The sequence below is a fragment of the Rhodococcus sp. GQ147 genome, assembly GCF_059759155.1.
This window is the reverse complement of record NZ_JCAXDU010000015.1, coordinates 20,952-47,058: the sequence shown is the minus strand read 5'-3', so window position 1 is coordinate 47,058 and position 26,107 is coordinate 20,952. Positions and strand designations below refer to the sequence as shown.

General features: G+C 68.4%; 25 protein-coding genes, 1 tRNA gene and 1 other RNA gene. 14 read left to right on the top strand and 13 right to left on the bottom strand.

The genetic code is table 11. The features are described from left to right. Window positions 1-28 precede the first annotated feature (28 nt). On the top strand, window positions 29-874 hold the full coding sequence (gene thiM, locus AC6CID_RS17345) for a hydroxyethylthiazole kinase (protein WP_006552501.1): 846 nt from the start codon (window positions 29-31) through the stop codon (window positions 872-874). Then, window positions 874-1,980 carry an LLM class flavin-dependent oxidoreductase gene (locus tag AC6CID_RS17340; protein ID WP_064061172.1) on the top strand — a complete coding sequence of 369 codons (1,107 nt, stop codon included), beginning with the start codon at window positions 874-876 and terminating at the stop codon, window positions 1,978-1,980. The genes thiM and AC6CID_RS17340 overlap by 1 nt, the downstream gene beginning before the upstream one ends. 21 nt (window positions 1,981-2,001) lie before the next feature. On the opposite strand, the gene AC6CID_RS17335 is transcribed toward AC6CID_RS17340, so the two are convergent. The 5 genes from AC6CID_RS17335 to ffs form a co-directional block, all read right to left on the bottom strand. Continuing rightward, window positions 2,002-2,778, bottom strand: coding sequence for a trypsin-like peptidase domain-containing protein (locus AC6CID_RS17335; protein WP_006552503.1), 777 nt, complete (start codon window positions 2,776-2,778; stop codon window positions 2,002-2,004). Beyond that, complete coding sequence (locus AC6CID_RS17330; RefSeq protein WP_498354241.1) at window positions 2,775-3,347, bottom strand: HhH-GPD-type base excision DNA repair protein; 573 nt, start codon at window positions 3,345-3,347, stop codon at window positions 2,775-2,777. Before AC6CID_RS17330 ends, AC6CID_RS17335 begins: the two co-directional genes overlap by 4 nt. A gap of 22 nt (window positions 3,348-3,369) precedes the next feature. Beyond that, entirely contained in the window at window positions 3,370-4,719 is a 1,350-nt protein-coding gene (locus AC6CID_RS17325) for a hypothetical protein (protein ID WP_498354240.1), read from the bottom strand. 390 nt (window positions 4,720-5,109) lie between these two features. Beyond that, entirely contained in the window at window positions 5,110-6,402 is a 1,293-nt protein-coding gene (locus AC6CID_RS17320) for an aspartate aminotransferase type Ic (protein ID WP_064061174.1), read from the bottom strand. A 47-nt stretch (window positions 6,403-6,449) separates the two neighbouring features. Continuing rightward, window positions 6,450-6,544: signal recognition particle sRNA small type (gene ffs, locus AC6CID_RS17315), an RNA gene on the bottom strand. A 117-nt stretch (window positions 6,545-6,661) separates the two neighbouring features. Between ffs and AC6CID_RS17310 the strand changes: the two genes are divergently transcribed. Together AC6CID_RS17310 and AC6CID_RS17305 are read left to right on the top strand one after the other, a co-directional pair. Continuing rightward, window positions 6,662-6,749, top strand: a tRNA-Ser gene (locus AC6CID_RS17310). 85 nt (window positions 6,750-6,834) lie between these two features. Further along, window positions 6,835-7,098, top strand: a complete 264-nt coding sequence (locus tag AC6CID_RS17305; protein WP_006552507.1) for a hypothetical protein — start codon at window positions 6,835-6,837, stop codon at window positions 7,096-7,098. Between the two features lie 23 nt (window positions 7,099-7,121). Here AC6CID_RS17305 and AC6CID_RS17300 read toward each other — a convergent pair whose 3' ends face one another. Beyond that, the gene (locus AC6CID_RS17300) at window positions 7,122-8,171 is read right to left on the bottom strand and encodes a GmrSD restriction endonuclease domain-containing protein (protein WP_498354239.1); all 1,050 of its coding nucleotides are present in this window, start codon (window positions 8,169-8,171) and stop codon (window positions 7,122-7,124) included. A gap of 138 nt (window positions 8,172-8,309) precedes the next feature. Between AC6CID_RS17300 and AC6CID_RS17295 the strand changes: the two genes are divergently transcribed. Both AC6CID_RS17295 and AC6CID_RS17290 read left to right on the top strand, forming a co-directional pair. Then, window positions 8,310-8,975 carry a YoaK family protein gene (locus tag AC6CID_RS17295; protein WP_064061177.1) on the top strand — a complete coding sequence of 222 codons (666 nt, stop codon included), beginning with the start codon at window positions 8,310-8,312 and terminating at the stop codon, window positions 8,973-8,975. Between the two features lie 53 nt (window positions 8,976-9,028). After that, window positions 9,029-9,613 (top strand): TetR/AcrR family transcriptional regulator, encoded by a 585-nt coding sequence (locus AC6CID_RS17290; RefSeq protein ID WP_016691005.1) that lies wholly within the window; start codon window positions 9,029-9,031, stop codon window positions 9,611-9,613. 53 nt (window positions 9,614-9,666) lie between these two features. Here the strand turns inward: AC6CID_RS17290 and AC6CID_RS17285 are convergent, their stop codons facing one another. Continuing rightward, complete coding sequence (locus tag AC6CID_RS17285) at window positions 9,667-10,404, bottom strand: 3-hydroxybutyrate dehydrogenase (RefSeq protein ID WP_217579251.1); 738 nt, start codon at window positions 10,402-10,404, stop codon at window positions 9,667-9,669. Further along, window positions 10,401-11,789, bottom strand: coding sequence for an MFS transporter (locus tag AC6CID_RS17280; protein WP_220666924.1), 1,389 nt, complete (start codon window positions 11,787-11,789; stop codon window positions 10,401-10,403). Before AC6CID_RS17280 ends, AC6CID_RS17285 begins: the two co-directional genes overlap by 4 nt. Before the next feature lie 123 nt (window positions 11,790-11,912). Between AC6CID_RS17280 and AC6CID_RS17275 the strand changes: the two genes are divergently transcribed. The 5 genes from AC6CID_RS17275 to AC6CID_RS17255 all read left to right on the top strand — a co-directional run bounded on the left by AC6CID_RS17275 (window position 11,913) and on the right by AC6CID_RS17255 (window position 16,505). Then, entirely contained in the window at window positions 11,913-12,812 is a 900-nt protein-coding gene (locus AC6CID_RS17275; protein ID WP_006552513.1) for a LysR family transcriptional regulator, read from the top strand. Between the two features lie 9 nt (window positions 12,813-12,821). Further along, window positions 12,822-13,754, top strand: a complete 933-nt coding sequence (gene gluQRS / locus AC6CID_RS17270) for a tRNA glutamyl-Q(34) synthetase GluQRS (RefSeq protein ID WP_019290296.1) — start codon at window positions 12,822-12,824, stop codon at window positions 13,752-13,754. A gap of 86 nt (window positions 13,755-13,840) precedes the next feature. After that, window positions 13,841-14,785 (top strand): DUF2189 domain-containing protein, encoded by a 945-nt coding sequence (locus AC6CID_RS17265; protein WP_498354238.1) that lies wholly within the window; start codon window positions 13,841-13,843, stop codon window positions 14,783-14,785. A 110-nt stretch (window positions 14,786-14,895) separates the two neighbouring features. After that, window positions 14,896-15,648, top strand: coding sequence for an RDD family protein (locus tag AC6CID_RS17260; protein WP_019290297.1), 753 nt, complete (start codon window positions 14,896-14,898; stop codon window positions 15,646-15,648). 125 nt (window positions 15,649-15,773) lie between these two features. After that, window positions 15,774-16,505, top strand: coding sequence for a queuosine precursor transporter (locus AC6CID_RS17255; protein WP_033097971.1), 732 nt, complete (start codon window positions 15,774-15,776; stop codon window positions 16,503-16,505). A gap of 19 nt (window positions 16,506-16,524) precedes the next feature. Here the strand turns inward: AC6CID_RS17255 and tgt are convergent, their stop codons facing one another. The 3 genes from tgt to AC6CID_RS17240 form a co-directional block, all read right to left on the bottom strand. After that, the gene (tgt, locus tag AC6CID_RS17250; RefSeq protein WP_498354237.1) at window positions 16,525-17,784 is read right to left on the bottom strand and encodes a tRNA guanosine(34) transglycosylase Tgt; all 1,260 of its coding nucleotides are present in this window, start codon (window positions 17,782-17,784) and stop codon (window positions 16,525-16,527) included. Next, window positions 17,781-19,019 (bottom strand): MFS transporter, encoded by a 1,239-nt coding sequence (locus AC6CID_RS17245; RefSeq protein WP_019290300.1) that lies wholly within the window; start codon window positions 19,017-19,019, stop codon window positions 17,781-17,783. The genes tgt and AC6CID_RS17245 overlap by 4 nt, the downstream gene beginning before the upstream one ends. 162 nt (window positions 19,020-19,181) lie before the next feature. Continuing rightward, window positions 19,182-21,923 (bottom strand): calcium-translocating P-type ATPase, PMCA-type, encoded by a 2,742-nt coding sequence (locus tag AC6CID_RS17240; protein ID WP_498354236.1) that lies wholly within the window; start codon window positions 21,921-21,923, stop codon window positions 19,182-19,184. A 148-nt stretch (window positions 21,924-22,071) separates the two neighbouring features. Here AC6CID_RS17240 and AC6CID_RS17235 point away from each other — a divergent pair, with 148 nt between their 5' ends. Together AC6CID_RS17235 and AC6CID_RS17230 are read left to right on the top strand one after the other, a co-directional pair. Continuing rightward, window positions 22,072-22,491 carry a pyridoxamine 5'-phosphate oxidase family protein gene (locus AC6CID_RS17235; protein ID WP_498354235.1) on the top strand — a complete coding sequence of 140 codons (420 nt, stop codon included), beginning with the start codon at window positions 22,072-22,074 and terminating at the stop codon, window positions 22,489-22,491. Between the two features lie 36 nt (window positions 22,492-22,527). Continuing rightward, a complete protein-coding gene (locus tag AC6CID_RS17230) occupies window positions 22,528-23,394 on the top strand; it encodes a cation diffusion facilitator family transporter (protein WP_170318520.1) in 867 nt (288 codons plus the stop codon). Between the two features lie 4 nt (window positions 23,395-23,398). On the opposite strand, the gene AC6CID_RS17225 is transcribed toward AC6CID_RS17230, so the two are convergent. Beyond that, window positions 23,399-24,001, bottom strand: a complete 603-nt coding sequence (locus AC6CID_RS17225) for a LysE/ArgO family amino acid transporter (RefSeq protein ID WP_006552522.1) — start codon at window positions 23,999-24,001, stop codon at window positions 23,399-23,401. A 72-nt stretch (window positions 24,002-24,073) separates the two neighbouring features. On the opposite strand from AC6CID_RS17225, the gene AC6CID_RS17220 reads away from it, so the two are divergent. Continuing rightward, window positions 24,074-24,955 (top strand): LysR family transcriptional regulator ArgP, encoded by an 882-nt coding sequence (locus AC6CID_RS17220; protein ID WP_498354234.1) that lies wholly within the window; start codon window positions 24,074-24,076, stop codon window positions 24,953-24,955. Between the two features lie 80 nt (window positions 24,956-25,035). Here the strand turns inward: AC6CID_RS17220 and AC6CID_RS17215 are convergent, their stop codons facing one another. After that, window positions 25,036-26,073 carry a MarR family transcriptional regulator gene (locus tag AC6CID_RS17215; protein ID WP_498354233.1) on the bottom strand — a complete coding sequence of 346 codons (1,038 nt, stop codon included), beginning with the start codon at window positions 26,071-26,073 and terminating at the stop codon, window positions 25,036-25,038. Window positions 26,074-26,107: the final 34 nt, after the last annotated feature.

Here is a 26,107-nt window from a genome sequence, read left to right as displayed (position 1 = left end):
CCCTCCCCTCCTCCCGACAGGATCTCCCGTGACCACGACCCCCACCGTCGATGATCTCGCCGTCACCCTCGACGCCCTGCGCGCGCAGACGCCGCTGGTGCACTCGCTGACCAACATCGTCTCGGCCAACTTCCTCACCAACGTACTGCTCGCCGCAGGCGCCAGTAACGCGCACATCGACAACGCCCACGAGGCAGGCGATTTCGCGCGCATCGCCGGTGGAGTGCTCGTCAACCTCGGCACGCCCTTCGACGAGACCTCGGTGGCCTTCACCCGCGCGGCCGAGGCCGCGCACGACGCCGGCACCCCGTGGGTCCTCGATCCCGTGGGCGTGGGCGGACTGGCGTGGCGCACCTCTCTCGCCGCCGACCTGCTGAAGTTCCGTCCCACCGCGATCCGCGGCAACGCCTCCGAGATCATCGCGCTGGCCGGTCTGGGCGGTGACACGCGCGGCGTCGACAGCGCCGACGAGGCCGCTGCTGCCGTGCCTGCCGCGCTCGCGCTGCTCGACCGCGCGGACGCCGTGTCGGCCTCCGGTCCCGTCGACTACCTCGTCGGCCGCGACCGCGACGGCGGGATCGTCGGATTGCGCATCGCCGGTGGCAGCGCCATGTTGCCGCGCGTGACCTCCACCGGATGCTCCCTCGGTGGACTCGTCGCGGCCTATCTCGCGGTCGCGGAGACCCCTCTCGTCGGCCTCGCGGCCGCCCACACGCACGTCGCCGTGGCGTCCGAGATCGCCGAGGAGAACTCCACCGGCCCCGGCTCCTTCGCCGTCGCCTACCTCGACGCCCTGTTCGCCGTGGACGCCGGCACGCTGCGCGCCCGCGCCCGCGTCGAACCGTTCGAACTCCCCTCGAAGGACACGAAGTAATGCCCATCAAGACCTTCTGGTATCTCACCCAGGCCGACGGCGACTACCCCTGGAGCCCCGGCGGGTTGTACCCGGTGGACGGGCAGCGGCAGATCGAACTCGCGAAGACCATCGACGACGGCGGCTTCGAAGGTGCGCTCGTCGCGACCTGGCCGAACGACCCCTTCATCTCGGCGACCTGGGCTGCGGCGCACACCAGCCGGATGAAGTTCCTCATCGCGATCTACGCGAACATGACGCCCGCGCGACTGCTCGCCGAGAAGGCCCTGACCTTCGACGCGTTCAGCGGCGGTCGCCTGATGATCAACTCGGTCAACGGCCGGGAGAACATCCTCACCAAGTACGACATGAACGTCGAGCACGACCGTCGGTACGAGCTCGGTGAGAAGTACTGGGCGGAGTTCCGGCGCATCTATGCCGAGGGCACCGCGTCGAACTTCCCGAACACCCCGCTGCGCATCGATGCTCCTGCGGACCACTCGGTCCCGCTGTGGGGAACGGGCGACTCCCCCGCCGGTCTGCAGAACGCCGGCAAGGTGCTCGACGCCTACCTGATCATGCTGCGCGAGACCTCGTTCGTCACGGAGAAGCTCACCGCTGCACGCGAATCCGCTGCAACGGAGGGGCGCGAGTACACCGATTTCGGCGCTCTGTCCGGCGTCATCGTGCGTCCGAATCGGGACGAGGCACTCGAACGGTTCCGGTCGCTGTTCGAGAAGGCCGGCATCGAGCAGATCCAGGACGTGCTCGACCGGGCGGTGCGCCGCCGCACGCACGGCAAGCAGGATCTGAAGACCTTCACCGCGCGCGACGCGCAGCGGCAGGGCTGGGTCGACACCATCAACGCCGGCAAGCTGCCCGAACCCGAGGACCTGTATCTCGGCGACGGCCTCTACGCGGGCATCACCGCGTGGTCACCGCTGGACATCTTCGCCACGGGATCGTCGGCCGTCTACTACGTCGGCGACCCGGACGAGATCACCGGCCACGTGCGCACCCTGCGCGACGCGACCGGACCGACCTCCCTCATCCTCGCCGGATGGCCGCTCATCGACGAGGCGAAAAACGTTGCTGAACACCTGATTCCACGTTTCGAGAAGCTCTGACGGTAACGCGGGCGGGATCGGTCAGGGGGTGTCGACGAGACGGAACCCCGAGCCGATCCCGTCGCGCGCGTCGATCTCGGCGAGGATCCGGTCGGCCCGCTGGTAGGCGGCGAACCTCGTGTCGGGAACCTGCCGGTCGTCGGAGACCGCGGTCTGCGGGAACCGGTAACCCACCGACAGTCCCATCCATTCGCCCGTCTCGGTACGCACGAGCGGCCCGCCGGAATCGCCCGGTCGCATGAGCAGCGGCGAGGACATCAGGTTCCCGTCCACCCGCACATCGCCGGTCGCGCAGGCCACCGACGTGCTCCGCCCTGCCGCGCAATGTGTTCCGGCCGGCAGCTCGCCTTCGCCGAACGCCGCGACCGATTCGAGCACGACTCGCTCTCCCCGGTCGTTGGGCACCGACGTGTTCGATCCCCGCACGCGGGTCTCGTCGAGCAGGACCACCGCGTAGTCGGCAATCTCGTCGGTGGGGAATCCCAGCTGATCGACCGAACCCGTACTCGCGACGTCCGTTTCGGTTCCGATCGGCCCTCGGTGCTGCTCCTCGACCTTCCAGACGGGCGACGATCCCGTCTGATAGCAGTGCCCCGCCGTGATCGCGACGAGCCGACCCGCGTCGTCGTGCCCGACCGCCGCCACGGAACACCAACCCGGTGTCGGCTCCGCGGAGAACACGATCCCGTCGCCGGGCCGGAGGACGACCCGGTCGTCTCCCCCGCCGGCCGAGGCCACGCCCACGGTTCCCCCGGCGAAGGCGACGGCGGCGCCGCATACCGCTGCGACGCGTCTCATGACTTCTTCGCTACCTTCATCGACTTCTTGAACTCGCGCACCTCGCGCAGCGACTGCTCGTCGACGACGTCGGCGATCGACCGGCGCGCATCCTCGTGCCCATAGTCGCCGGCGGCCTCGCGCCATCCCTCGGGCCGCACACCCATCTGCTTGCCGAGCAGCGCCAGGAAGATACGTGCCTTCTGGTCGCCGTAGCCCGGCAGCTTCTTCAGCCGCCGCAGCACTTCCTTGCCGTCCGGGTCGCCGGACGTCCACAGTGCGGAGGCGTCGCCGTCGTAGTCCTCGACGATCGCCGCGCACAGCGCCTGGATCCGCTGTCCCATCGACTTGGGGAACCGGTGGACGGCCGGTTTCTGCGCGCACACCGCGACGAACTCGTCGGGGTCGGCCGACGCGATGCGGTACACGTCGAGACCGCCGAGACGGTCGGCGAGCTTCTTCGGTCCCGCGAACGCGACCTCCATCGCCACCTGCTGGTCGAGCAGCATGCCGATGAGAAGCGCCAGCGGGTTCTCGGCCAGCAGTGCGTCGGCGTCGGGATCTCCGACCAGGTTCAGCGTCGAGGACATGCAGACGATCATGCCCTGCGCGTCAGGGGCGGCGCCACACGACCACCGCGATCACGATGCCCAGGGTGAGCGCGATCGACGTGGTCAGAGCATGCAGCCAGTGCGGGAACAGCGTCGGTTGCGAGGTGTCCGGAACGGCGGCCAGGGCGGCGAACAACGCCACGACGGCGATGACCGACGCCGCCGCGGACCAGCCCTTGGCCAAGCGGGTATGCCTCGCACCGCGCAACTCGGCACTGCGCAGCAGGGCGTGCTCGACGATGTCCACGGCCTCGGACAGTTCCGCGTCGAGTTCGGCCAACTCGTCGGCGACCCGGCCGGCCATGAGTGCTCGCAGCTGGGTGGGTTGCGTCCACGAGTGGAACCGGTCGTCGTGGATCGACTCCTTGCGCAGCAGGGCCCGTTCCATCCGGCGCGCCTGCATGATCGCGATGTCGTCGAGGACCGTGGCCAGCCGCTCGCCGCCGAGCCCGTCGGGGTGGCGCAGATGCTCCATGGTCGTCCAGTAGTCGGCGGAGGCCCGGGCCCGCACCGCCACCCACGGGATGAGCCCGTAGATCATCTCGCGGGTGCCGTGCCCGACATAGTCGCTGCCGAGGGCGGTGGCCTCGAGGTCGAACAGCACCGCACCGGAGTCCTCCCGCACGGCGATGGTGGCTCCCGGCTGCACGGGCCGGTCCACCAGCGGAACCCGGTCCCACTTCCACAACACACCCCAGGACCGTGCCGCCGCGCGGGCCTCCGGTCCGATGCGCGGGCCGTCGACGAGCGAGCGGACGCGTTCGCCGCCGCTCGAGACCACTTCCACGACCATGCCCTCGGCGACCTCGCGATCGCCGACTCCCCGGTGGCGGTGGACGACGAGTTCGTGCAGGGGCTGATAGGTCGTCGGCGCACACAACCGCCTGTTCAGTCCGGGAAACACGTCGTTCAGGCAGGCGTCGGCGGTCAGTTCGAAGGGCGCGAGGAACTCGCCGAGCACCGGGCGCAGACCGGCGCCGTCGCGATCCTGCAGCGGGTCGCTGCGCCAGTCGACGAGCGGCGACCCGTGGTCCGACAGCGATTCCAACGCCAGGACGAGACCGTGGCCGGGGACGTCCCACAGCGACACGCACGTCGCGGGGTGTCCCACATACGGTCGGGTCGTGTCCGGCGCCTCACGCAGCGACCCCGTCGACGCACCGAACGAGATCTCCGGTCGTGTCGGGTCGACGACGTGCCGGAACGCGAGCAGGCACGGCGGACGCACACCGTGGTCCGTCTCGGGCTGCTCGGCGATGCGTGCCGGCAGGAAGGGCTCCACCTTCTCGACGGGTGGGACCCGCGGGGGCGTCTCGGGCGCCGCCTCGATGTCGAGCGCCAGTAGGAACACCTTCAGTACACCGAGACACCCCGTGACAGATCCGACGGCCGATACGCCGACTCCGGAATTCACGAGAGCGCGGTTTTCCATCACACTCACCACTTCCGAACCCGCCGCACGGTATGCGGCGACCCTGACCAGCGAGTATGTCAGGTCGGTAGGGGAAAGCAAGTCGCGGTGACGGCGGGCACCGAGAATGCCCCGACCAGGGCCGATCCGAGTTGTCCACCGCCCGTCCACGTGTTGTGCACAACTTTATCCACAGGCTGGGAACAAACTCACACCCGGAGTGCAGATTCTTGTCGACGGAGGTACGCAACAAAGAATCGAGGCTCGCAACGCCGGCAGTGACTGCCGATGTTGCGAGCCTCGTCCTCGCGTTGCGTACCTACCCACGCACTACTTGTCGGCGAGCGCCTTCTCCGCTGCGGCCAGCAGCACGCAGGTCGCGACACCGTCCATGGCCTTCTCGAGCTCACCGAGCGAAGGGAAGCTCGGTGCGAGGCGGATGTTCTTGTCCTCGGGGTCCTTCTTGTACGGGAACGCCGAACCGGCACCCGTCAGCGCGATACCCGCCTCCTTCGCCAGGGCGATGACGCGGGCCGCCGTGCCCTCGACGACATCGAGGCTGATGAAGTAGCCGCCCTCGGGCTCGGTCCACGACGCGACCTTCGACGTGCCGAGACGCTCCTCGAGGATGCGGCGCACGAGCGCGAACTTCGGCGCGAGGATCTCGCGGTGCGTGGCCATGTGGGCACGCACACCGTCGGCGTCGCGGAAGAAGCGCAGGTGACGCAGCTGGTTGACCTTGTCGGGGCCGATGGTCTTGATGCCCAGGTACTTCTGGTACCAGGTGAGGTTCTCGGTGGAGCTGCCGAAGAAGCTCACGCCCGAACCGGCGAAGGTGATCTTCGAGGTGGACGCCAGCGCGAACACGCGGTTCGGGTGACCGGCCTGCGCGGCCAGACCGAGGATGTCGATCGCGGGCGCGAGGTGCTCGGTGAGCGGGTGCACCGCGTAGGCATTGTCCCAGAAGATGCGGAAGTCGGGAGCGGCCGTCGGCATCGACACCAACTCGCGGGCGACCTCCTCGGAGTACACCGCGCCGGTGGGGTTCGAGTAGGTCGGCACAGCCCACATGCCCTTGATCTGCGGGTCGTTCGCGACGAGATCGGCGATGAACCGCACGTCGGGGCCGTCCTCGCGCAGCGGCACGGGGATCATCTCGATGCCGAGCGACTCGGTGATCGCGAAGTGCCGGTCGTAGCCGGGCGCCGGGCACAGGAACTTGACGACCGACTCCTGCGACCACGGGCGCGGCGAGTCGACGGTGCCGTGCAGCAACGACCAGACGACGAGATCGTGCATGATCTCGAGGCTCGCGTTATTTCCTGCGACGAGGTTCTCGACCGGGATGTTCAGCAGCTCGGCGAAGATCGCGCGCAGCTCGGGCAGGCCGGTGAGGCCGCCGTAGTTGCGGGTGTCGGTGCCGCTGCCGTCGCGGAAGTCGTCGGCACCCGGCAGCGACAGCAACTCCGCGGAGAGGTCGAGCTGCTCGGGCGAGGGCTTGCCGCGGGTCAGGTCCAGCGTCAGCTTCTCCGACTTCAACCGTTCGTAGTTGGCGGACTGGCGCTCGTGCTCTGCAACGAGTTCCTCATGGCTCATCAACCCGTACTGGGTCTGCGTAGGCATGCGGAGGGACCTTTCACCGTGCACGGTGACACGGGCATCGGCGGAAATTAAGAGGACCCCGCGCACCCGGCAGAGCCCGTTGACCCTTGCTGCCTTCCGGCCCTGGGGGAGTTCACAGGATGCGCGCCGCGCGGGATCCATCGGCAAGTGTAGAGGAACGAGCGCCTCGGCGGCGAACCCGCCCCCGCAGCACCCCTGGAATCAGGGTGCGACGTGCCCGTTTGGCAAGTTGGGGTCTCCATTCGGTATGCTTCCCCACGGAGGATTCGCCTAGTGGCCTATGGCGCTCGCCTGGAACGCGGGTTGGGTTAACGCCCTCAGGGGTTCAAATCCCCTATCCTCCGCCACGGAACCCCGTGGGGCGCACAGCGTCCCACGGGGTTTCTGCTTTTCCGGTCCCCCTGTTCGCGTACCGGGCCGATCTCGGGCACGATGCGTCTCGTGACCGCGGACGACAATTTCCCGCTCGGCGGCGACGCCGACCACGAGCAGGCTTCGGTCTGGGTGGAGATGCTGGACCGGGAGATCGACGAGGTGTCCGCAGCCATCGAGAAGACCGAACAGAAGGCCCTCGCCGAACACCGGGTGGGGGCCGTGGACCGGGCGCGCCGGTTCGACGCCGAGGTCGAGCGGCTGGGCGCCCAGCTCCGCGAGCTGCACCGCATGCGCCGCAATCTCACCCACCGCTTCAGCTGACCGAGAGATCACGGCGGTGTGTGCTACTCGCAGGCGACGCCGTCCCCGTCACCGTCCATCTTCGGCCGGTAGCCGGGCTCTCCCACATACAGCGGTGCGGCTCCCGCGGCCCGGGCCGCCGCGCAGTTCTTGTAATACACCTCCGCCGGAGCAGGGGCCGGCTCGGCGGGGGCGGGCGCAGGTACAGGTGCAGGAGCCGGCGAGGGTGCCGGCGCAGGTGCGGGCGCCTGGCGCGTCGTCGTGGTGGGCGCGGGTGCAGCTGCGGGAGCCCCACCTCCGCATTCGGTGAGGACCCGCGCCATCGCGTCGTGCTCGGCCTGCGTCACCCACAGGCCGTAGATCGCCTTGACCTCGATCTGCCGCGCGACATACGCGCAGCGGTACGCGCGGTTCGGCGGCAGCCAGGTGGCGGCGTCGCCGTCGCTCTTCTGCTGGTTGGTCGGCCCGTCCACGGCCTGGAGGTTGCGCGGGTCGTTGGCGAAATCGGCCCGGGTGCCCGCGTCGAGTTGCTGCGCGCCCTTCTGCCACGCGTCCGACAACGCGACGACGTGGTCGATCTGCACCGCGGTCGAGGTGTCCTGCCCGCGGGTGAACGCGATCGTCGTACCGGTGTACAAGTCGTTCAGGGTTCCCGACGCGACGACGCAGTCGCGGGTACCGGGCCGGTAGACGATATCGACGAGGTCGCGTCGCAGGATGTCGTTGCGGGTGTCGCAGCCGTTGCCCCCGAACTCCACCGACACGTCATCGCTCCACGCCTGGCCGAACAGGTCGCGGCTGTACCCGGTCTTGGGCGCGCGCCCCTTGATCGGCAGGGTCGCCAGCCGGGCCAGGGCCTCCGACGAATCCGCCGACGCTGCCGGGTTCGGTGCGGTCGTCGAGGTGGAGCGCGTCGTGGTGTGGGACGGTGTCGTCGTGGGGGTTTCGGAGCTCGGCACCGGGGACTGTTCGGAAGTCGCCGCCGGAGCGACGGAAGTGTCCTCGGTGGTCGAATCACAACCGGTGAGGGTCAGACCCGCGACTGTCGCGACGACGAGCAGGGACAGCCGGGACGACAAGCGGGGCAAGGACATCGAGGGAACTCCTGAGAACGACGGCGCCGGACGGCTCCCCTTGTCCATCGCGCCCACAACACCCGGTCGTTACACCGCGTAAGTATCCGCGAGCCGACGTCGTCGGCATCCGGCGGGAACGGTTCCTACTATCGTCTGGTGGTCGGTTACGGCAGGCAGTTGCAGGGACTCGCGATCGCGTTGTCCTCTCTCGCAGGGTTCATCGATGCCCTCGGTTTCATCACCCTGGGCGGCGTCTTCGTGTCGTTCATGAGCGGCAACTCCACGCGCTTCGCGGTCGGGACGGCCGACGGTGCGTGGCAGACGGTCACCCTCATCGGCGGTGTGCTCGCGCTGTTCGTGCTCGGAGTGATTCTCGGCAGCGTGGTAGCGGAACTGACCGACCGAGACCGGCGGACCCGCAAGACCGCCGTCCTCGCGACGGTGACCGTGTTGCTGACGATCGCCGCCGCGGCCGTCTTCGTGGACTGGACGCCGGTCGCCGTGATCGCGATGACCTTGGCCATGGGAACGGAGAACTCGGTGTTCCGGCGGCACGGGGAGACGACCGTCGCCCTGACCTACATGACGGGTGCGCTGGTCAAGATCGGGCAGCGGATCGCGGCGGCGTTCTTCGGTGGTCCGCGCTGGAGCTGGCTGCCCTATCTGGGCCTGTGGGGCGGCCTGGTGACGGGCGCCGTTCTCGGCGCGCTCGCCCACCGGGTGCTGGGGCTGCACGCCCTGTGGATCGCAGCGGCGTTCGCAGCCGCGCTGACGGTGTCGGTCCGTTTCCTGTCAGATCGCGAGCTCACCGACGGGGTGTGATTCCCACCTCCCCGTACGTTCGTATGGTGGAGAGCTCGGCTACGGTGCTCCTCATGCGCACGCGCCCCTACGTCACCACCAGCCCCACCAGGCTTGCTGCGGCCCTGCTCGACGTGGCCGCACGCAACGGTCTCGACGCGGCGAGTGTGCGGGAGGTGGCCAACGAGGCAGGGGTCTCGATCGGGGCGGTGCAGCACCATTTCCCAACCAAGGACGAGATGCTCGCGTACTCGTTCCGCACGCTCTCGGACCGGGTGCTGAACCGGCTGACGAACGTCGATCCCGACATCGATCCGGCGCGCACCCTGTTCTCCGCGCTCAGCCAGCTGCTCCCCCTCGACGAGGAACGTGGCAGCGAGGTGCACGTGATGTCGGCGTTCGCCGTGCGGGCGGTCACCTCCCCCACGCTGAGCGCCATCCGCACCGCCACCCTGTTCACGATCCGCACGGGCATAGCGCGCGTATTGATCCGCGCCGGTACACCCGACCCGGAGACCCGGGCCGCTCTGCTGCTCTCGGCCGCGAACGGGCTCGCACTCGACGCGGCGGCGAGCCCCGAGCTCTACCCGCGCGAGTATCTGACCCACGCTCTGCACGCCCAGGTCCAGCTCGTCCTCGACGGCGCCGACGCGCACTGACCCGCGCCCCGGAATCCGGGACGCGGGTCGGTGATTGCAGTCGGACCGTCCTGTCAGTGGGCCGACCAGCCGCCGTCCATCGTGTACGACGCGCCGGTGACCATCCCGGCTTCGTCGGAGGCCAGCCACGACACCAGCGAGGCCACCTCCTCCGGCTCGACCAGCCGGGTCACCGCCTGATCGGTGAGCAACACATCCGAGAGCACGCGATCCTCCGGGATGTCGTGCGCGCGGGCCTGTTCCGAGATCTGCTTCTCCACCAGCGGGGTGCGGACGTAACCCGGATTGACGCAGTTGCTCGTCACGCCACGGGGACCGCCTTCGAGCGCGACGACCTTGGAGAACCCCTCGAGGCCGTGCTTGGCGGTGACGTACCCGGCCTTGAACGCCGACGCCCGCAGCCCATGGACCGACGAGATGTTCACGATCCGGCCGAAGCCCCGCTCGTACATGCTGGGCAGCGCGGCCTTCACGAGCAGGAAGGGCGCCTCGACCATGAGCGTCTGGATGCGGCGGAAGTCGGCGAGGGCGAAGTCCTCCACCGGCCGCACCACCTGGATGCCGGCGTTGTTGACGAGGATGTCGACGTCGAGGCGGAGACCGTCGAGGCCGTCGGTGTCGAGCAGGTCGACACCCCACGCCTCTCCCCCGATCTCGTGGGCGAGCGTCTTCGCGGCGACCTCGTCGACATCGGCGACGGTCACGCGGACTCCCTGCCGGGCGAGGGCGCGGGCGCAGGCCGCCCCGATCCCGCCGACACCACCGGTCACGAGTGCGGTGCGGGCCCTCATGCCGAGATCCTGGCGTTCTCGGCGGCCTTCTTCTGGGCGACCGTTTCCGCGTCCGCGGCGTCGATGTCGCGCAGCGAGATGCCCTTCGTCTCCCGGGCCACGATCACCGCGACGATCGTGATCAGCGACGAGCCGAGCAGATAGAAGGAGATCGGGACCGACGACTCGAAGCGGCTGAGCAGACTCGCGGCGATGATCGGGGCGAGCGACCCTGCGACGATCGAGGTGACCTGGTAGCCGAGGGAGACGCCCGAGTAGCGCATGCGGGTCGGGAACATCTCCGCCATGATCGCCGGCTGCCCCGCATACATGAACGAGTGGAAGACGAGTCCGATGACGATCGCCGAGATGATCCACGCACTGTTGCCGGTGTCCATCATCGGGAAGGCGAGGAAGCCCCAGGCACCGGCGGTGACGGCACCGATCATGTAGACGGGACGGCGTCCCAGCGTGTCCGACAGTCGTCCGACCATCGGGATGATCACGAAGTGCACGGCGTGCGCGGCGAGCATCCACCACAGGATGTGGCTGGTGTCGGCACCGACGACGATCTTCAGATAGGTGATCGAGAAGGTGACGACGAGGTAGTACATGACGTTCTCGGCGAACCGCAGGCCCATGGCCGTGAACACGCCGCGCGGGTAGCGCTCGAGCACCTCGAAGACGTTGAAAGACGTCTCCTTCAGCTTGTCGGCCTCCTGCTGCGCCTCGAGGAAGATCGGGGCGTCGGTGACCTTGGTGCGGATGTAGTAGCCGATCAGCACGATGACGGCCGAGAGCCAGAACGCGACTCGCCAGCCCCACGACAGGAATGCCGATTCGGGCAACGTGGTGGTGAGGACGAGCAGGACGATCGTCGCGAGGAGATTGCCCATCGGCACACCGGCCTGCGGCCACGACGACCAGAATCCGCGCGAGCGATTGGGGCTGTGTTCGGCGACCAGCAGTACCGCGCCGCCCCACTCGCCGCCGACCGCGAAGCCCTGGATGAACCGGAGCGTCACGAGCAGTGCCGGCGCCCAGTACCCGATGGTACCGAAGGTCGGCAGGCAGCCCATCAGGAAGGTCGCGACGCCGACCATGATGATGCTGGTCTGCAGCAGCTGCTTGCGTCCGAACCGGTCACCGAAGTGGCCGAAGACGATCCCACCGAGCGGCCGGGCGACGAAGCCCACGGCGTAGGTGACGAACGCCGCGATGATCGCGTCGAGTTCGTTGCCGCCGTCGGGGAAGAAGACTTTGGCGAAGACGAGGGTCGCGGCGGTGCCGTAGAGGAAGAACTCGTACCACTCGACGACGGTGCCCGCCATGGACGCACCGACGACCCTGCGCAATGCCGACGGTGAACTCTCCGGTCCATCCGTTCGTGCCTGTTCGACGCTCATGCCTGCACCCTCCCGGGACGCTGTGTGACGGGGAACACTTCCAAACACATATGCCGAGTATCGGTACGCACATTTGCATCCACAATGACGCGATTCGCAGATGCGATCTGCAAAACTGCACACATGAGCGTGCCCTCGGCCGATGACCTCCTCGTCCTGCTCGCCGTCGGGCGCAGTGGCAGGTTCACCAGCGCCGCCGACGACCTGGGCGTCAACCACACCACGATCTCCCGGCGGATCGCTGCGCTCGAGCGCAGCCTCGGCGGTCGCGTGCTCACGCGGTCGGCGGCGGGATGGGAACTGACCGACCGCGGTCGCGAGGCGCTCGAGGCCGCCGAACGCATCGAGGCCGCGGTCGGAAGTCTGCGGAACCCCCGGGGTGAGCGCCGCCTCGAGGGCGTCGTGCGTATCTCCGCCACCGACGGCTTCAGCGCCTACATCGCCGCCCCGGCCGGCGCGCTCGTGCGGCAACGCCATCCAGGTATCTCCGTCGAGATCGTCGCGACCACCCGTCGCGCCTCACAGCAGCGGTCCGGCATGGACATCGAGGTGGTCGTGGGACGCCCGCAGGTGCATCGGGCCGAAGCGCACCGTCTCGCCGACTACAACCTGGGTCTGTATGCCTCGCGCGATTATCTCGCCACGCACGGCTCCCCGTCGTCGGTCCGCGACCTGCGTGAGCACACCCTCGTGTACTTCATCGATTCGATGCTGCAGGTCGACGATCTCGACGTCGCGCGGCGCATCGCCCCCGACATGCAGGATTCGATCAGCTCGACGAACGTGTTCGTGCACGTCGAAGCGACCCGCGCCGCCGGAGGACTCGGTCTGCTGCCGTGCTTCATGGCCGATCGGCACCCCGATCTCGTCCGGGTCCTGCCCGGCGAGGTCGAGGCGCGTCTGGCCTACTGGCTCGTCGCACGCTCGGAGACGCTGCGGCAGCCGGAGGTCGCGGCCGCGGTCGCGGCGATCCGGGAGGTCGTGCACGCCCAGCGAGCGGTACTCCTGGGGGTCGCTCGATAGAGTGCACGGGTGTCACTTTCGGACGAGGACGAAGCAGGAGCGGGTCGCTTCGCACCGAGTCCCTCCGGCGACCTGCACTTGGGCAATCTGCGCACCGCCGTCCTGGCGTGGTTGTTCGCGCGGTCGACCAACCGTCGGTTCCTGGTCCGCGTCGAGGATCTCGACCGGGTGCGTCCCGGCGCGGAGCAACGCCAGCTCGCGGATCTCGCGGCGATCGGTCTCGACTGGGACGGCCGGGTGGTCCACCAGTCCCGCCGCCGGCGCCTGTACGACGAGGCGATCGCGCGGCTCGAGCAGGCCGGTCTGACCTACGAGTGCTACTGCACCCGACGCGAGATCCTCGAGGCCACCTCCGCACCCCACGCCCCTGCGGGCGCCTATCCGGGCACCTGCCGCAACCTCACCGACGAGCAGCGGGCCGAGCGCCGGGCCTCCGGCCGCGCCCCCGCGATCCGGTTGCGGGCGACCGAGGAGTGGTTCACCGTCCACGACCTGCTGCACGGAGATTTCACGGGCATCGTCGACGATCTCGTGTTGCGCCGCAACGACGGAACCCCCGCGTACAACCTCGCAGTGGTGGTGGACGACGCCGACCAGGGCATCGATCAGGTGGTACGCGGAGACGACCTGCTCACTTCCGCGCCCCGGCAGGCCTGTCTCGCACACCTTCTCGGACTGTCGGAACCCGTCTACGCGCACGTGCCGCTCGCGCTCGACAAGGAGGGTAAGCGACTGGCCAAACGGGACGGCGCGGTGACACTGGCCGATCAGCTCGCGCTCGGTCACACGGCCGCCGACGTGCTGGGCACGATCGCCGTGTCGCTGCGACTCGCCGACCCCGGCGAGCCCGTGTCGCCGGAACTGTTGCTGGACCGCTGGAATCCCGTGAGACTCCCCCGCGATCCGTGGGTGTTCACCCCGTCGGAGGAAGGCATCCGATAGGACACGATGCGGACATAGCGGATGCGGACCCGAGGTGATGTCCGTACTCTCTCGGAAGTGTCCGATCCCGGAGACGAGAGGCAGCCATGACCACCGGTGGTTACGACCCGAATCAGGATCCGAAGAACCCGGGTGGTTATCCGCCACCCGGAAACTATCCGCCACCCGGAAACTATCCCCCGCCCTCGGGGGGTGGCACTCCCCCGCCGGGTGGGAACTATCCGCCGCCCGGCAACTACCCCCCTCCGGGGAACTACCCCCCGCCCTCGGGTGGCAACTACCCGCCGCCGGGTGGGTCCTACCCGCCGCCGGGGAACTATCCGCCTCCCCCGTCGGGTGGTGACTACCCGCCCCCGCCGGGTGCGTACGGCGCCGGGAGCTTCGGTGGTCCGCCTCCGAATCAGCTGAGTGTCGGCGACGCGATCTCCTACGGCTGGTCGAAGTTCAGCGGTAACGCCGGCGTGTGGATCGTCTTCATGCTCGCCGCGTTCGTCATCCAGGGCCTGATCAGCGGCATCTTCAACGGGTTCGACTTCACCGGTGAGGCGACGGACTTCACCTTCCTGAGCGCCATCGGCAGCATCGTCTCGGCGATCGTCGGATACCTGATCCAGGCCGCCTTCGTGCGCGGTGCGCTGGCCGAAACCGACGGGCAGCGCCCCGCTTTCGGGACGTTCCTCCAGATCGGCCCGATCGGTGCGGTCATCCTCGCAGGTCTGCTCGTGGGCATCGGCACGTCGATCGGTCTCGTGCTGTGCATCCTCCCGGGCCTGGTATTCGCGTTCTTCGCGTGGTGGACGATGCAGTTCGTCATCGATCGCAATCAGGATGCCGTCACCGCGATCAAGTCGAGCTTCAATGCCGTCAAATCGAATGCGGGAACGCTGGTGTTGCTCGCCCTCGCACTGCTCGGCATCAATCTCCTCGGTGCCCTGTTGTGCCTGATCGGCCTGCTGGTCACCGTGCCGGTGTCGATCATCGCCGTCACGTACGCCTACCGGGTCACCACGGGTGGTCCCGTAGCGGCCTGACACAACCCCGGCGGGACCCTCCCGTCGCATCCGTAGGCATATCTACCGACGCGCCACGGCACGCTGTACCGTGGCGCGTTGCCATGCCGATCGCGACAAGGGAGACATAAGTGACCACTGGTGGCTATCCACCCCCTCAGCAGGATCCTCGGGCGACGGGCGGTCATCCCGGCGCCCCCTCGTACGGCGCCACCCCGCCCGATTACACCCAGCAGTTCCCGCAGTACGGCGCGCCCCAGAACGGTGGCCCCCAGTACGGCGCTCCTCAGTACGGAACCCCGCAGAACGGAACGCCCCAATTCGGTGCGCCCCAGTTCGGCGCTCCTCAGTACGGTGCACCCCCGTACGGGGCGCCGCAGGACGGTGGGTTCGGCGGCCCGGGATTCCCCGGCCCGGATCCGAATTTCGGTGCCGGCACCCCGGGGGAACTGCTCCCGCGTCTCGGCGCCCGCATCATCGACGGCCTCATCGTTGGTATCCCCATGGGGATCCTGAGCGCGATCATGATCCTCGCGAGCGGTGGAAGCGGTTTCGTGGACTTCTTCATGACGGTCGTCAGCGGTGTCGTCGCCTTCGGCTACTGGACGTACATGGAGTCCGCTCGAGGCGCGACGATCGGCAAGAAGCTCCTCGGCTTGTCGGTCGCCGGCCCTGCCGGTGGTAACCCCACCCTCGAGCAGGCCGCCAAGCGCAACGCCTTCGTCGCGCTGCAGATCCTCACCGGCGTCCCGCTGCTGGGCTTCCTCGCCGGTCTGCTGTCGCTCGCCGCATACATCGGTATCGCGGTCACCATCGAGCAGGACGGCAACAAGCAGGGTTTCCACGACAAGTTCGCCGGCGGCACCCGGGTACGCAAGTCCTGATCTCCCGTGCGCTCCGGGTCCCGTCCTCGTCAGGACGGGACCCGTTCGTCGCATATGGGGTGTTCGCGCACGTACAGACGGTCCGCAACTTCGTGATCACCCCGCGGAGATGCTTGGATGTCCGGGTGACCGAGCACGGATCGAACACCTCCCCCGCCCTCTTCGACCACGCCGCCTTCGCGCGCGTGGGACGCAGCCCGTACACGGGGATCGTCGTGCTGTTCACCGCGGTGCTGATGATCTCCAACATCTCCGCGACGAAGGGCATCGCGTTCTTCACCGGCTCCGAACTCACCGTCGGGCCGCTGCAGATTCTGCCGATCATCACCGACGGCGGGTTCTTCCTGTTCCCCCTCGCCTACATCCTCGGCGACGTGCTCAGCGAGGTGTACGGCTTCGCGGCCACCCGCCGCGCCGTCTTCTACGGCTTCGGGGCGGTCGCGCTGTCCGCGCTGTGCTTCTGGATCACGCAGCAGCTGCCCCCGGCCGACTTCTACGCCGGTCAGGAGTCCTTCGAGAACGTCCTCGGTGTGGTGCCCCGGATGTTGATCGCCGGGCTCGCCGGGTACGCGGTCGGGCAGTTGCTCAACTCGTACGTGCTCGTCCGCATCAAGGAACGCACCCGGGAGAAGCACCTGTGGGCGCGGCTGATCGGGTCGACCGTCGTCGGCGAGTTCGCCGACACCCTCATCTTCTGCTCGATCGCCGCAGGGGCCATCGGCATCACGACCTGGGCCGACTTCGTCAACTTCGTGATCGTCGGGTTCCTGTGGAAGACGCTGGTCGAGATCGTCGTGCTCCCGGTGACCTACCGCGTGATCGCGTACGTCAAGAAGCGCGAACCCTCCTACGCCTGACGACTCACGCCCTGACGACTCAGGCCCGACGCCGGCTCGCGTAGAACCGGCCGAGCGTCTCGGCCTTGAACTCGGCAAGCGTGCCGTTCTCCATGTTCGCCCGGATGTCGTCGACGAGGCGCACCGTGAACCGTTCGTTGTGGATCGTGCACAACGTCGAGGCGAGCATCTCCTTCGCCTTGAACAGGTGGTGGATGTACGCGCGCGTGTAGTTCCGGCAGGTGTAGCAGTCGCAGTTCTCGTCGATCGGCGTGAAGTCGCGCCGGTGACGGCTGGTGTTGATGTTGAACCGGCCGTCGGGGTGGTAGATCGCGGCGTTGCGCGCGACCCGCGACGGATTGACGCAGTCGAAGGTGTCGACGCCCTGCTCGACCGCGACGAAGATGTCGTCGGGTTCGCTGATGCCCAACAGGTGTCGCGGCTTGTGCTCGGGCAGCTCCTCGGTGCACCACCGCACGATCGTGCCGAGATTGTGCTTCTCGAGCGCACCGCCGATGCCGTAGCCGTCGAATCCGCGGCCGGTCTCGCCGACGATGGACTCGAGGCCCCGGCATGCCTGTCGTCGCAGGTCCTCGTACTGCGCGCCCTGCACGACGCCGAACAACGCCTGGTAGGGGCGGCGAGCGCGTTCGGCGGTGAGCTTCTCGTGCTCGGCGATGCACCGCACCGCCCACGCCTGGGTCCGTTCGAGGGAGCGTTCCTGGTAGCCGCGGGTGTTCATGAGGGTCGTGAGCTCATCGAAGGCGAACATGATGTCGGCGCCGAGCTCGTGCTGGATACGCATCGACACCTCGGGGGTGAACCGGTGCCGCGACCCGTCGAGGTGCGATTTGAAGGTCACCCCGTCGTCGTCGACGTGGGCGAGCCGCTCCTTGCCCTTGGCGATGACGTCGTCGTTCTGGACACCGACGGACTCCATCGCGATGACCTTCTTGAACCCGGCTCCGAGCGACATGACCTGGAAGCCGCCGCTGTCGGTGAAGGTCGGACCGGGCCAGTTCATGAACTTCCCGAGCCCGCCGGCCTCGTCGACGATGTCGGAGCCGGGCTGCAGGTAGAGGTGGTAGGCGTTGGCGAGCAACGCCTGCGAGCCGAGCTCGGCCATCGTCTCGGGCAGCACCGCCTTGACGGTCGCCTTCGTGCCCACCGGGACGAAGGCCGGGGTGCGGATGTTTCCGTGCGGGGTGTGGATCGTGCCCGTGCGGCCGAGTCCGTTGTCGAGACGCGCTCCGACCGTGAAGAAGGGATCGGGCGGGGTCGGAATGCTGGAATCGGTCACTTCCGTATCCAATCACGTCGGGAAGGTGCGGCCTTCTCGCGGCGGCGGACGGAGATCGCGAACACGGCGACACCGGCGAGCGCCAGCAGCACACCGACCGCGGCGGGAGCGGTGTAGCCGAACCCGGCCGCGATCACGACCCCGCCGATCCACGCACCGAACGCGTTGGCCAGGTTGAACGCGGCGTGGTGCAGCGACGCCGCGAGCGTCTGGGCGTCCTCGGCGACGTCCATCAACCGCACCTGCAGGGCCGGGCCCACCGCGGCGCATCCGACACCCAGGCCGAAGACCATCACGAAGGCGGTCCACGGGTTGTGGGCTGCGGCGACGAACAGCGCGAGCAGCACCGCGAGCGAGGTGATCGACGCGTAGACGCCGGGGATCACACCGCGGTCGGCGACGCGACCACCGATGGCATTGCCGACGACCATGCCCACGCCGAAGAGCATCAGCGCGACCGGCACCAGCGATCTCGACACTCCGGCGACGTCGGTCAGCGTGGTGCTGATGTAGGTGTACACCGCGAACACACCACCGAAGCCGATGACGGCCACGGCGAGCGTGAGCCAGACGGTGCTGCTCTTCAACGCCCCGAGTTCGACCCGCACGCTGGTCGTCGGTATCGACAGTGTCGGCACCCAGGCGGCGAGAGCGACGATGGTGGCCACTCCGATCACCGCGACCAGCACGAACGCCGCGCGCCAGCCCAGCGCCATGCCGAGCCACGAGGCAGCGGGCACCCCGACGACGTTCGCCACCGACAGCCCCATCATCACCAGCGACACCGCCCGCGCGCGGCGACCGGGTCCGGCGAGGTGCGCCGCGACCAGTGCGGCGACCCCGAAGTACGCGCCGTGCGGCAGGCCGGCGACGAAGCGGGAGACGACGAGCAGACCGTAGTTCGGGGCCAGCACCGTGGCGGCGTTCCCGAGGGTGAACGCGACCATCAGCGCGACCAGCAGTGTCTTGCGCGGCACGCGGGCGGCGATCGTCGCGATGAGCGGGGCACCGACGACGACACCGGCCGCGTAGGCGGAGACGACGTGGCCCGCGGTGGGTTCGGAGACCCCGATGCTCGTCGCGATCTCGGGGAGCAACCCCATGGCGACGAACTCGGTGGTTCCGATCCCGAACCCACCGAGGGCGAGCGCCCACATCACGAGCGTGCGCGCGGGATGTCCGGAGTCGGTGTGGGCAGGATCGTCGAGTGGGCGGCCGGAAGCCGTGGTGGTCATCGGTGAGGAAACCTTCGATCTGTCGAGGGTCCCGGAGCCGGAGGTCGTGCGGGCCGGGACGCGGGCGCGCTGGGGGAGCGACGCGGGGGCAGCCTCCATTCTGGGGCAGTCCGGCCTCACACTTCTCCCCGCGGCGACGTGAGTTCCGCCATCTCCCGATCGTCAGGTGAGGAAGGTCGTATCCGCCCGCTCGGCCCTGCGCGCCTCGATCCTCCTGGCGACGAACTTGCCGATCTCGTCCACCCACAGCACGGACGAGCCGACGGCGACCGCGAGCAGCCACTGCTCGGAGGTGAGCGAGGTGGTGTCCATGAATCCCTGCAGGGCGCCGAGTTGCACGACGCAGATCTGAAGGACGACGACGGCGCCGATCGCGATCCAGATGGTGTGGTTGGTGAACGTCTGCGCCGAGAACACCGATCCGAGATCCGAGCGCACGTTGAACAGGTTGAACACCTGGTAGAAGACGAATGTCGTGAACGCGAGGGTGGTGGCGAACAACGGGTCGGATGCACTGTCGGGGAACAGTTCCGGCCCGAAGTGCAGGACCGCGATCGTGCCCACCGTCATCACGATGCCGAGGCCGAGGATGCGCTGGACCCGGGAGCGTTCGAGCAGCGCCTCGTTCGCGGGCCGCGGTCGTCGCCGCATCGCGTCGGGGGCGGTCGGGTCGACACCGAGCGCGAGCGCCGGCGGTCCGTCCATGATGATGTTCACCCACAGGATCTGCAGTGCGCTGAAGGGCGCGCCACCCGCGAGGCCGAGCACACCGGCCGTCAGGAAGATCAGGACGAAGCCCCACGCCGTGGTGAGCTGGAACTTCACGAATTTGATGATGTTGTCGTAGATTCCGCGTCCCTCGGCCACGGCGGCGACGATGGTCGCGAAGTTGTCGTCGGTGAGGATCATGTCCGCGGCGCCCTTGGAGACGTCGGTTCCCGTGATGCCCATGGCCACACCGATGTCGGATTGTTCGAGCGCGGGAGCGTCGTTGACGCCGTCGCCCGTCATCGCGACGATCTGCCCGTCGGCCTGCAGCGCTTCGACGAACCTGATCTTGCGTTGGGGCGCCACGCGGGCGAGGACACCGAATTCCTTTGCCCTCCGGCGCAGTTCGTCGTCGGTGAGTTTGTCGAGATCCGCACCGGAGGCAGCCGACCCGCGGATTCCGAGTTCCTCGGCGATCGCGGAGGCCGTCACCAGATGGTCGCCGGTGATCATGTGCACCGAGATGCCCGCCTCGTGGGCGACGGCGATCGCATCCTCGGCTTCGGTCCGCGGCGGGTCGACGATGCCGACGATCGCGTGGATCGTCAGGTCGGCCACCTTCTCCTGCAGGGCATCGGTGTCGCCGCGGGGAACGGCGTCGAGGTCGCGCCCGGCGATCATGAGAGTTCGCAGACCTTCCGACGCGAGCGCCTCCACGGCCCGGTGGATCCTCGCGCGACCGTCGTCGTCGAGTGGAATCGGACCGTCGGGACCGGCGATCGAGGTGGCACGGTCGAGGAGCACACCCGGTGCACCTTTCACGAAACAGCGGTATCCGCCGTTCGGCAGGGTGTGGAAGGTGGCCATGTACTTGTAGTCCGAGTCGAACGGCACCTCCGCGATGCGGTTCAGCGCGGCCCGCGCACCCTCGACGTCGATGCCGCCCTTCTCGGCGAGCACCACGAGGGCACCCTCGGTGGGATCGCCGACCAGTATTCCGTTGCGCACGGTCGCGTCGTTGCACAGTCCCATCCCGAGCAGTGCGTCCGTGAAGTCCGGTGCGGGCAGGCCGTCGCCGACAAGGATCTTGCCGTCGGTTCCGTACCCGGTGCCGGTGACGCGGAAGGCACGACCCGCGACGAGCAGTCGCTGCACCGTCATCTCGTTGAGGGTGAGGGTGCCGGTCTTGTCGGTGCAGATGTGGGTGGTGCTGCCGAGTGTCTCGACCGCGGCGAGTCGTTTGACGATCGCGCCGCGGGCCGCGAGCCGTGAGGCTCCCATCGCCAGGGTGAAGGCGACGACGGCCGTGAGCCCTTCGGGGATCGTCGCGACCGCCAGCGACACCGCGGTGACGAGGAGATCCGACCAGGTCTGCCCCCGCAGCAGTCCGAGGACGAACACCAGCGCCACCGTCACGATCGCGATGATCGTCAGGGCCTGGGCGAGCTGGCCGATGCGTCGTTGCAGCGGCGTCTGTTCGACACCTGCCGCTCCGAGAAGGGTTGCGATGGCTCCCATCTCGGTGCGCATGCCCGTTCCGGTGACGATCATCGCGGCACGTCCGCGTGTGACCTCGGTGTTCATGAACAGCATGTCGGTGCGGTCGCCGAGCGGTGCGTCGGGATCGTCGACGACGTCGACCTGTTTGTCGACGGGCTGGGATTCGCCGGTGAGGGCGGCCTCGGCGACCTGCAGCCGGACGGCGGTGACGAGTCGGCCGTCGGCCGGGACGGTGTCGCCGGCCTCGAGGAGCACCACGTCTCCGGGGACGAGTTCGGCGCGCGGCACCTCCGTCCCGCGACCGTCGCGCAGCACCCGGCTGGTGGACACCGACATCTTCTTCAACGCAGCGAGGCTGCTCTCGGCCCGGGATTCCTGCACGTAGTTCAGCACGGTGTTGAGCGCGATCACCGCGAAGATGACGACGGGGGTCTCCCACTCACGGGAGACGGTGGCGCTGACCACCGCCGCGACGACCAGAACGAGGGTCATCCTGTCGGCCAGCAGCGACAGCACGCGTCGCCAGGTCGGCACCTTCTTCGCCTCGTCGAGCAGGTTCGGGCCGTACTCGCCGCGGCGTCGTTCGACCTCGTCCGCGCTCAGTCCTCGTTGCGGATCGACCTCGAACGCCTCGGCGACGTCGGTCGCGGCGCGGGTGTGCCAACTCGAGGTGGTCGCGGGAGCCTGTGCGGACATCGGCACTCCTCGTTCGGGCTGCTCTCGGCGGATCGGGCGAACACGGTCCTGACGGCCGGTTTCACCGTAACCGGCGGAGCGTTCCACTGCGCCGGAAGCCGGTTCGTGATGTGCTGGATACGGCAGCGGAACCGGAGGAGTGAACGCGATGCGCGAAAACCCGAACACCGACGATCCTGTCGTCCCCCTCGACGAGGACCAGTGCTGGGACCTGCTCGCGACGGGCAAGGTGGGCCGCCTCGTCACCGTCGTCGGCGGACGACCGGAGATCTATCCCGTCAACTACGTCACCGACGATCGCACGGTGTACTTCCGCAGCGGTGAGGGCAGCAAGCTCTCCGAACTGGCGGTGCACCCGCAGGTGGCCTTCGAGGTGGACGAGATCCGCGAGGACTCCGCATGGAGCGTCGTGCTGCACGGACACGCCCGGATCCTGCGGAGCTTCGACGACGCGGCGCGGATCGACGCCCTCGGACTGTCGCCGTGGGTTCCCACCCCGAAGTACGACTACGTCGCGCTGACGGCCACCGACCTCACCGGGATGCAACTCACGCTCGTCAAGCGCTGACCGGTGGTGCCCTCTGCGCAGCAGCACCGCCTGTTGATGCGGTTCATGCTGTTGTCGGTGGCGACCGCGCTCGCGACGATGCTGCTGAAGGCATCGGCGGCGTGGATCACCGGATCCGTGGGTCTGTTGTCGGACGCACTCGAATCCGGGGTCAACCTCGTCGCGGCGCTCGTCGGTCTCGCGGCGCTACGTCTCGCCGCGAAGCCGGCCGATGCGAACCACGATTTCGGGCACGGGAAGGCCGAGTACCTCTCCGCCGCGGTCGAGGGCACCATGGTCTTCGCCGCCGCGACGGTGATCCTGTGGACCTCGGTCGAGCGCCTGATCTCACCGCAGCCGGTGACCGAGGTCGGACTCGGTCTCCTCCTGTCGGCCGGATCGTCGGCGCTCAATCTCGTGGTCGGTCTGCTGCTCATCCGGCAGGGTCGGGCACACCGGTCGATCACGCTGGTCGCCGACGGGAAACACCTGCTGACGGACGTGTGGACGTCGGCGGGCGTGCTCGTCGGCGTCGCGCTGGTCGCGCTGTCCGGGTGGGACGTGCTCGACCCGATCGTGGCGATCCTCGTCGCCCTGAACATCCTGCGGATCGGTTTCGGCCTCGTGCGGCAGGCGGTCGTCGGCATGCTCGACGCGGTTCTTCCCCCGGAGGACGTGACGGCGGTGAACGCCGTCCTCGACCGCTATCGGGAACCGGGGGTGGTGACGATCCTGCCGCCGCGCACCCGCGAGTCGGGACGTCAGCGCTTCGTCTACCTCGTCGTGCGGGTGCCGGGCGACTGGACGGTGCGGGCCGGGCACGACCTGCTCGACCGCATCGAGGCCGATCTCGCCGAGGCGCTGCCCGGTGTCGTGGTGTTCAGCCATCTCGAGCCCGACCGCGCCCCCACGGGACGCAGATGAGTGATCAGGACGAGGCGACGAGTCCGGCACCGAGGCCGAGCATCAGGACCGCGACGCCACCGTCGAGGATGCGCCACGAGGACGGCTTGGCGAACCAGGCGCGCAGATAGCGGGCCCCGTACCCGAGGGCGGCGAACCACACGACGCTCGCGGTGATCGCCCCGGCACCGAACCACCACCGGCCGGGGTTGCCGTAGTGGTTGGCCACCGAACCGAGCATGAGCACGGTGTCGAGATAGGTGTGCGGGTTGAGCCAGGTCAGCGCCAGACAGGTCAGCAGGGCCGCGCCGATGGTGACGGCACCGCCCGGGGCAGCGGACAGTGCCGACGGCTTCAGCGCGCGACGTGCCGCGAAGAGTCCGTAGCAGATGAGGAAAGCGGCACCCGCCCAACGGATCACGTCGATCGCGCCGGGAGCGCGGTCGAGGATCGTCGCGATCCCGGCGATGCCCGCGGTGATGAGCACGGCGTCGGAGATCACGCAGATCGCGATCACAGGCAGCACGAATCGCCGCGCGATCGCCATGCGCAGGACGAAGGCATTCTGCGCACCGATGGCGGCGATGAGGGACAGACCTGTGACGAATCCGGCGACGACGAGTGACATGGCATCGACGCTATGAATCCTGTCGAGATAAGAACAGTTGATTTTGCTGTACCTGCATTAGAGTTTCTTAATATGGATCTCGACTTCGCTCAACTTCGCACTTTTGCAACGGTATTGGACGAGGGCACTTTCGAGGGTGCGGCGGCTGTTCTTCGCGTCACACCGTCCGCGGTGAGCCAACGCATCAAGTCGCTCGAACAACACGTCGGTCAGGTACTGGTGCGACGGACCCGGCCCGTCAGCGCGACCGCGGCCGGCGAAGTGGTGATGCGGCTCGCCCGGCAGGTCGCGCGGCTGGAGCAGGACGCCTCCGAGGAACTCGGTCTCGGCGCCGACACCGGGAGTTACGCCACGATCCCGCTCGTCGTCAACGCCGACTCGATGTCCACCTGGATGCTGCGCGCCCTGGCCCGGATGCCCGTGCGCTACCGAGCCCTGTTCGAACTGCACCGCGAGGACGAGTTCCACTCCACGGATCTGTTGCGCGACGGAACCGCCATGGCAGCGGTCACCTCCGTCCCCGAACCCGTGCAGGGCTGCACGTCCGAGAAGCTCGGCGCCATGCGCTATCACGCGATGGCGAGCGTGGACTTCGCCGAACGCTGGTTCCCCGAGGGCATGACCCCCACCGAACTGCGAGAGGCCCCGATGCTCACCTTCGACCGCAAGGACGACATGCAGGATCGCTTCGTCCGCAAGCGGACCCGGCGGCGGCTGAATCCGCCGCGCAACTACGTTCCGGGCGCCCTCGAATTCGTCGAGGCCGCGCGGCTGGGGTTGGGCTGGGCCATGCTCCCCGACGCGATGGTCGCCGACACGACCGATCTCGTGAGCCTGGCCCCGGACGACCCGATCGCCGTGCCGCTGTACTGGCAGCGGTGGCGGCTGGACTCCCCCGTGCTCGACGCGCTGACCGATGCGGTCCGTCGCACCGCGCGCGAAGTGCTGCACTGACCTCCCGGAATCCGACCTTCCGAAACGGGAGCGGCCTGACGCCCCACCTCGATCAGCGGCATGCGCCAGACCTTGTCGTCTCACCGCGCCTGCATCGCGCCGATCGGGTCGACATACATCACCCGCGACGCCGCACCGAGCGCCGCCGCCGACCGCAGATCGTCATCGGCTTCCGAGAACCGCAGCGGCACATCGTTGTACGACGACTGCTGCCGGTAACCGTCGGACACGTCCTCGCGCTCCCGTCCATGTCGGGTGAACAGCTCACCACCGACGGTCACCACGTCGGGATTGACGACGTCGCGCACCAGCGCGACCGCACGGCCGAGGAGCACCGCCTGGTTCGGCGACGGGTCGGTGCCATCGGCACTCCCCGGTTCGAGTACAGCACAGAACGATTCGATGTCGTCGGCCGAGGACCGTGCGAGGCCGTCCACGAGCCACGCCATCGAGATCGATTCCTCCGCACACAGATACAGCCAGCTCTCGGGTCGTCGCCGGAAGGCGCTCTCGCACCGGCGGTATTCGACCTCCGCAACCGCCTCCACGTACGGAACGACCGTGTACGGCGTGGGCACGATCGCCCGGAACAACACGTCCACGGGCGCTTCGCACCAGCCCAGTCGCGGGTGGTCGAGCGCCCCTCGGTGCTCGTCGTACAGACCACCCACCGCGAGCCCTGCCCACAGCGGCTGCCTGCCCCGCTGGTGGGACTCGTGCACCCGCAGCGCCGCACCGATCGCGGCGAAGACGTCGAACACCGACGCCGGTGTCGCGAAAGTCGTCCGGTGCAGTTCCTGTCCGAGCAGGTCGCCGGAAACCACCCGGGTCTCCCGCTCCCCCAGATGGATACCGGCGAGGAAACCCCGTTCGGTGTCCACCTCCACCGGCACGTGCGGCCGTCCCACCCGTCCCCGCGGAGCGAGATCGGGGCGGTCGCGCAGCAACCCGTGCTCGAGCAACGACGTCACCGCCCGGTTGACCGTCGACGCCGACAGGCCCGTGAAATCGGCGAGCATCGTGCGCGTCGCCGGTCCCCCACGTCGCAAGTGCTGCATGATCCGCCCCGCCGGTGTGGTCTCGTCGACCCGGAAGACCCCCGGTCGTCCAGATCGCACGGAGACCCCCGGTCGCGCAGAGCGCAGGAGATCG

Bases quoted from the DNA above. Each gene is read 5' to 3' on its own strand.
- AC6CID_RS17235 (WP_498354235.1), top strand. From the start codon at position 22,072: ATGCGCGAAAACCCGAACACCGACGATCCTGTCGTCCCCCTCGACGAG.
- AC6CID_RS17230 (WP_170318520.1), top strand. From the start codon at position 22,528: ATGCGGTTCATGCTGTTGTCGGTGGCGACCGCGCTCGCGACGATGCTG.
- AC6CID_RS17280 (WP_220666924.1), bottom strand. From the start codon at position 11,789: ATGAGCGTCGAACAGGCACGAACGGATGGACCGGAGAGTTCACCGTCG.
- AC6CID_RS17225 (WP_006552522.1), bottom strand. From the start codon at position 24,001: ATGTCACTCGTCGTCGCCGGATTCGTCACAGGTCTGTCCCTCATCGCC.
- AC6CID_RS17320 (WP_064061174.1), bottom strand. From the start codon at position 6,402: ATGCCTACGCAGACCCAGTACGGGTTGATGAGCCATGAGGAACTCGTT.
- AC6CID_RS17265 (WP_498354238.1), top strand. From the start codon at position 13,841: ATGACCACCGGTGGTTACGACCCGAATCAGGATCCGAAGAACCCGGGT.
- AC6CID_RS17290 (WP_016691005.1), top strand. From the start codon at position 9,029: ATGCGCACGCGCCCCTACGTCACCACCAGCCCCACCAGGCTTGCTGCG.
- AC6CID_RS17285 (WP_217579251.1), bottom strand. From the start codon at position 10,404: ATGAGGGCCCGCACCGCACTCGTGACCGGTGGTGTCGGCGGGATCGGG.
- AC6CID_RS17305 (WP_006552507.1), top strand. From the start codon at position 6,835: ATGCGTCTCGTGACCGCGGACGACAATTTCCCGCTCGGCGGCGACGCC.
- AC6CID_RS17275 (WP_006552513.1), top strand. From the start codon at position 11,913: ATGAGCGTGCCCTCGGCCGATGACCTCCTCGTCCTGCTCGCCGTCGGG.
- AC6CID_RS17330 (WP_498354241.1), bottom strand. From the start codon at position 3,347: ATGTCCTCGACGCTGAACCTGGTCGGAGATCCCGACGCCGACGCACTG.
- AC6CID_RS17240 (WP_498354236.1), bottom strand. From the start codon at position 21,923: ATGTCCGCACAGGCTCCCGCGACCACCTCGAGTTGGCACACCCGCGCC.
- AC6CID_RS17340 (WP_064061172.1), top strand. From the start codon at position 874: ATGCCCATCAAGACCTTCTGGTATCTCACCCAGGCCGACGGCGACTAC.
- AC6CID_RS17220 (WP_498354234.1), top strand. From the start codon at position 24,074: ATGGATCTCGACTTCGCTCAACTTCGCACTTTTGCAACGGTATTGGAC.
- AC6CID_RS17335 (WP_006552503.1), bottom strand. From the start codon at position 2,778: ATGAGACGCGTCGCAGCGGTATGCGGCGCCGCCGTCGCCTTCGCCGGG.
- AC6CID_RS17300 (WP_498354239.1), bottom strand. From the start codon at position 8,171: ATGTCCTTGCCCCGCTTGTCGTCCCGGCTGTCCCTGCTCGTCGTCGCG.
- AC6CID_RS17245 (WP_019290300.1), bottom strand. From the start codon at position 19,019: ATGACCACCACGGCTTCCGGCCGCCCACTCGACGATCCTGCCCACACC.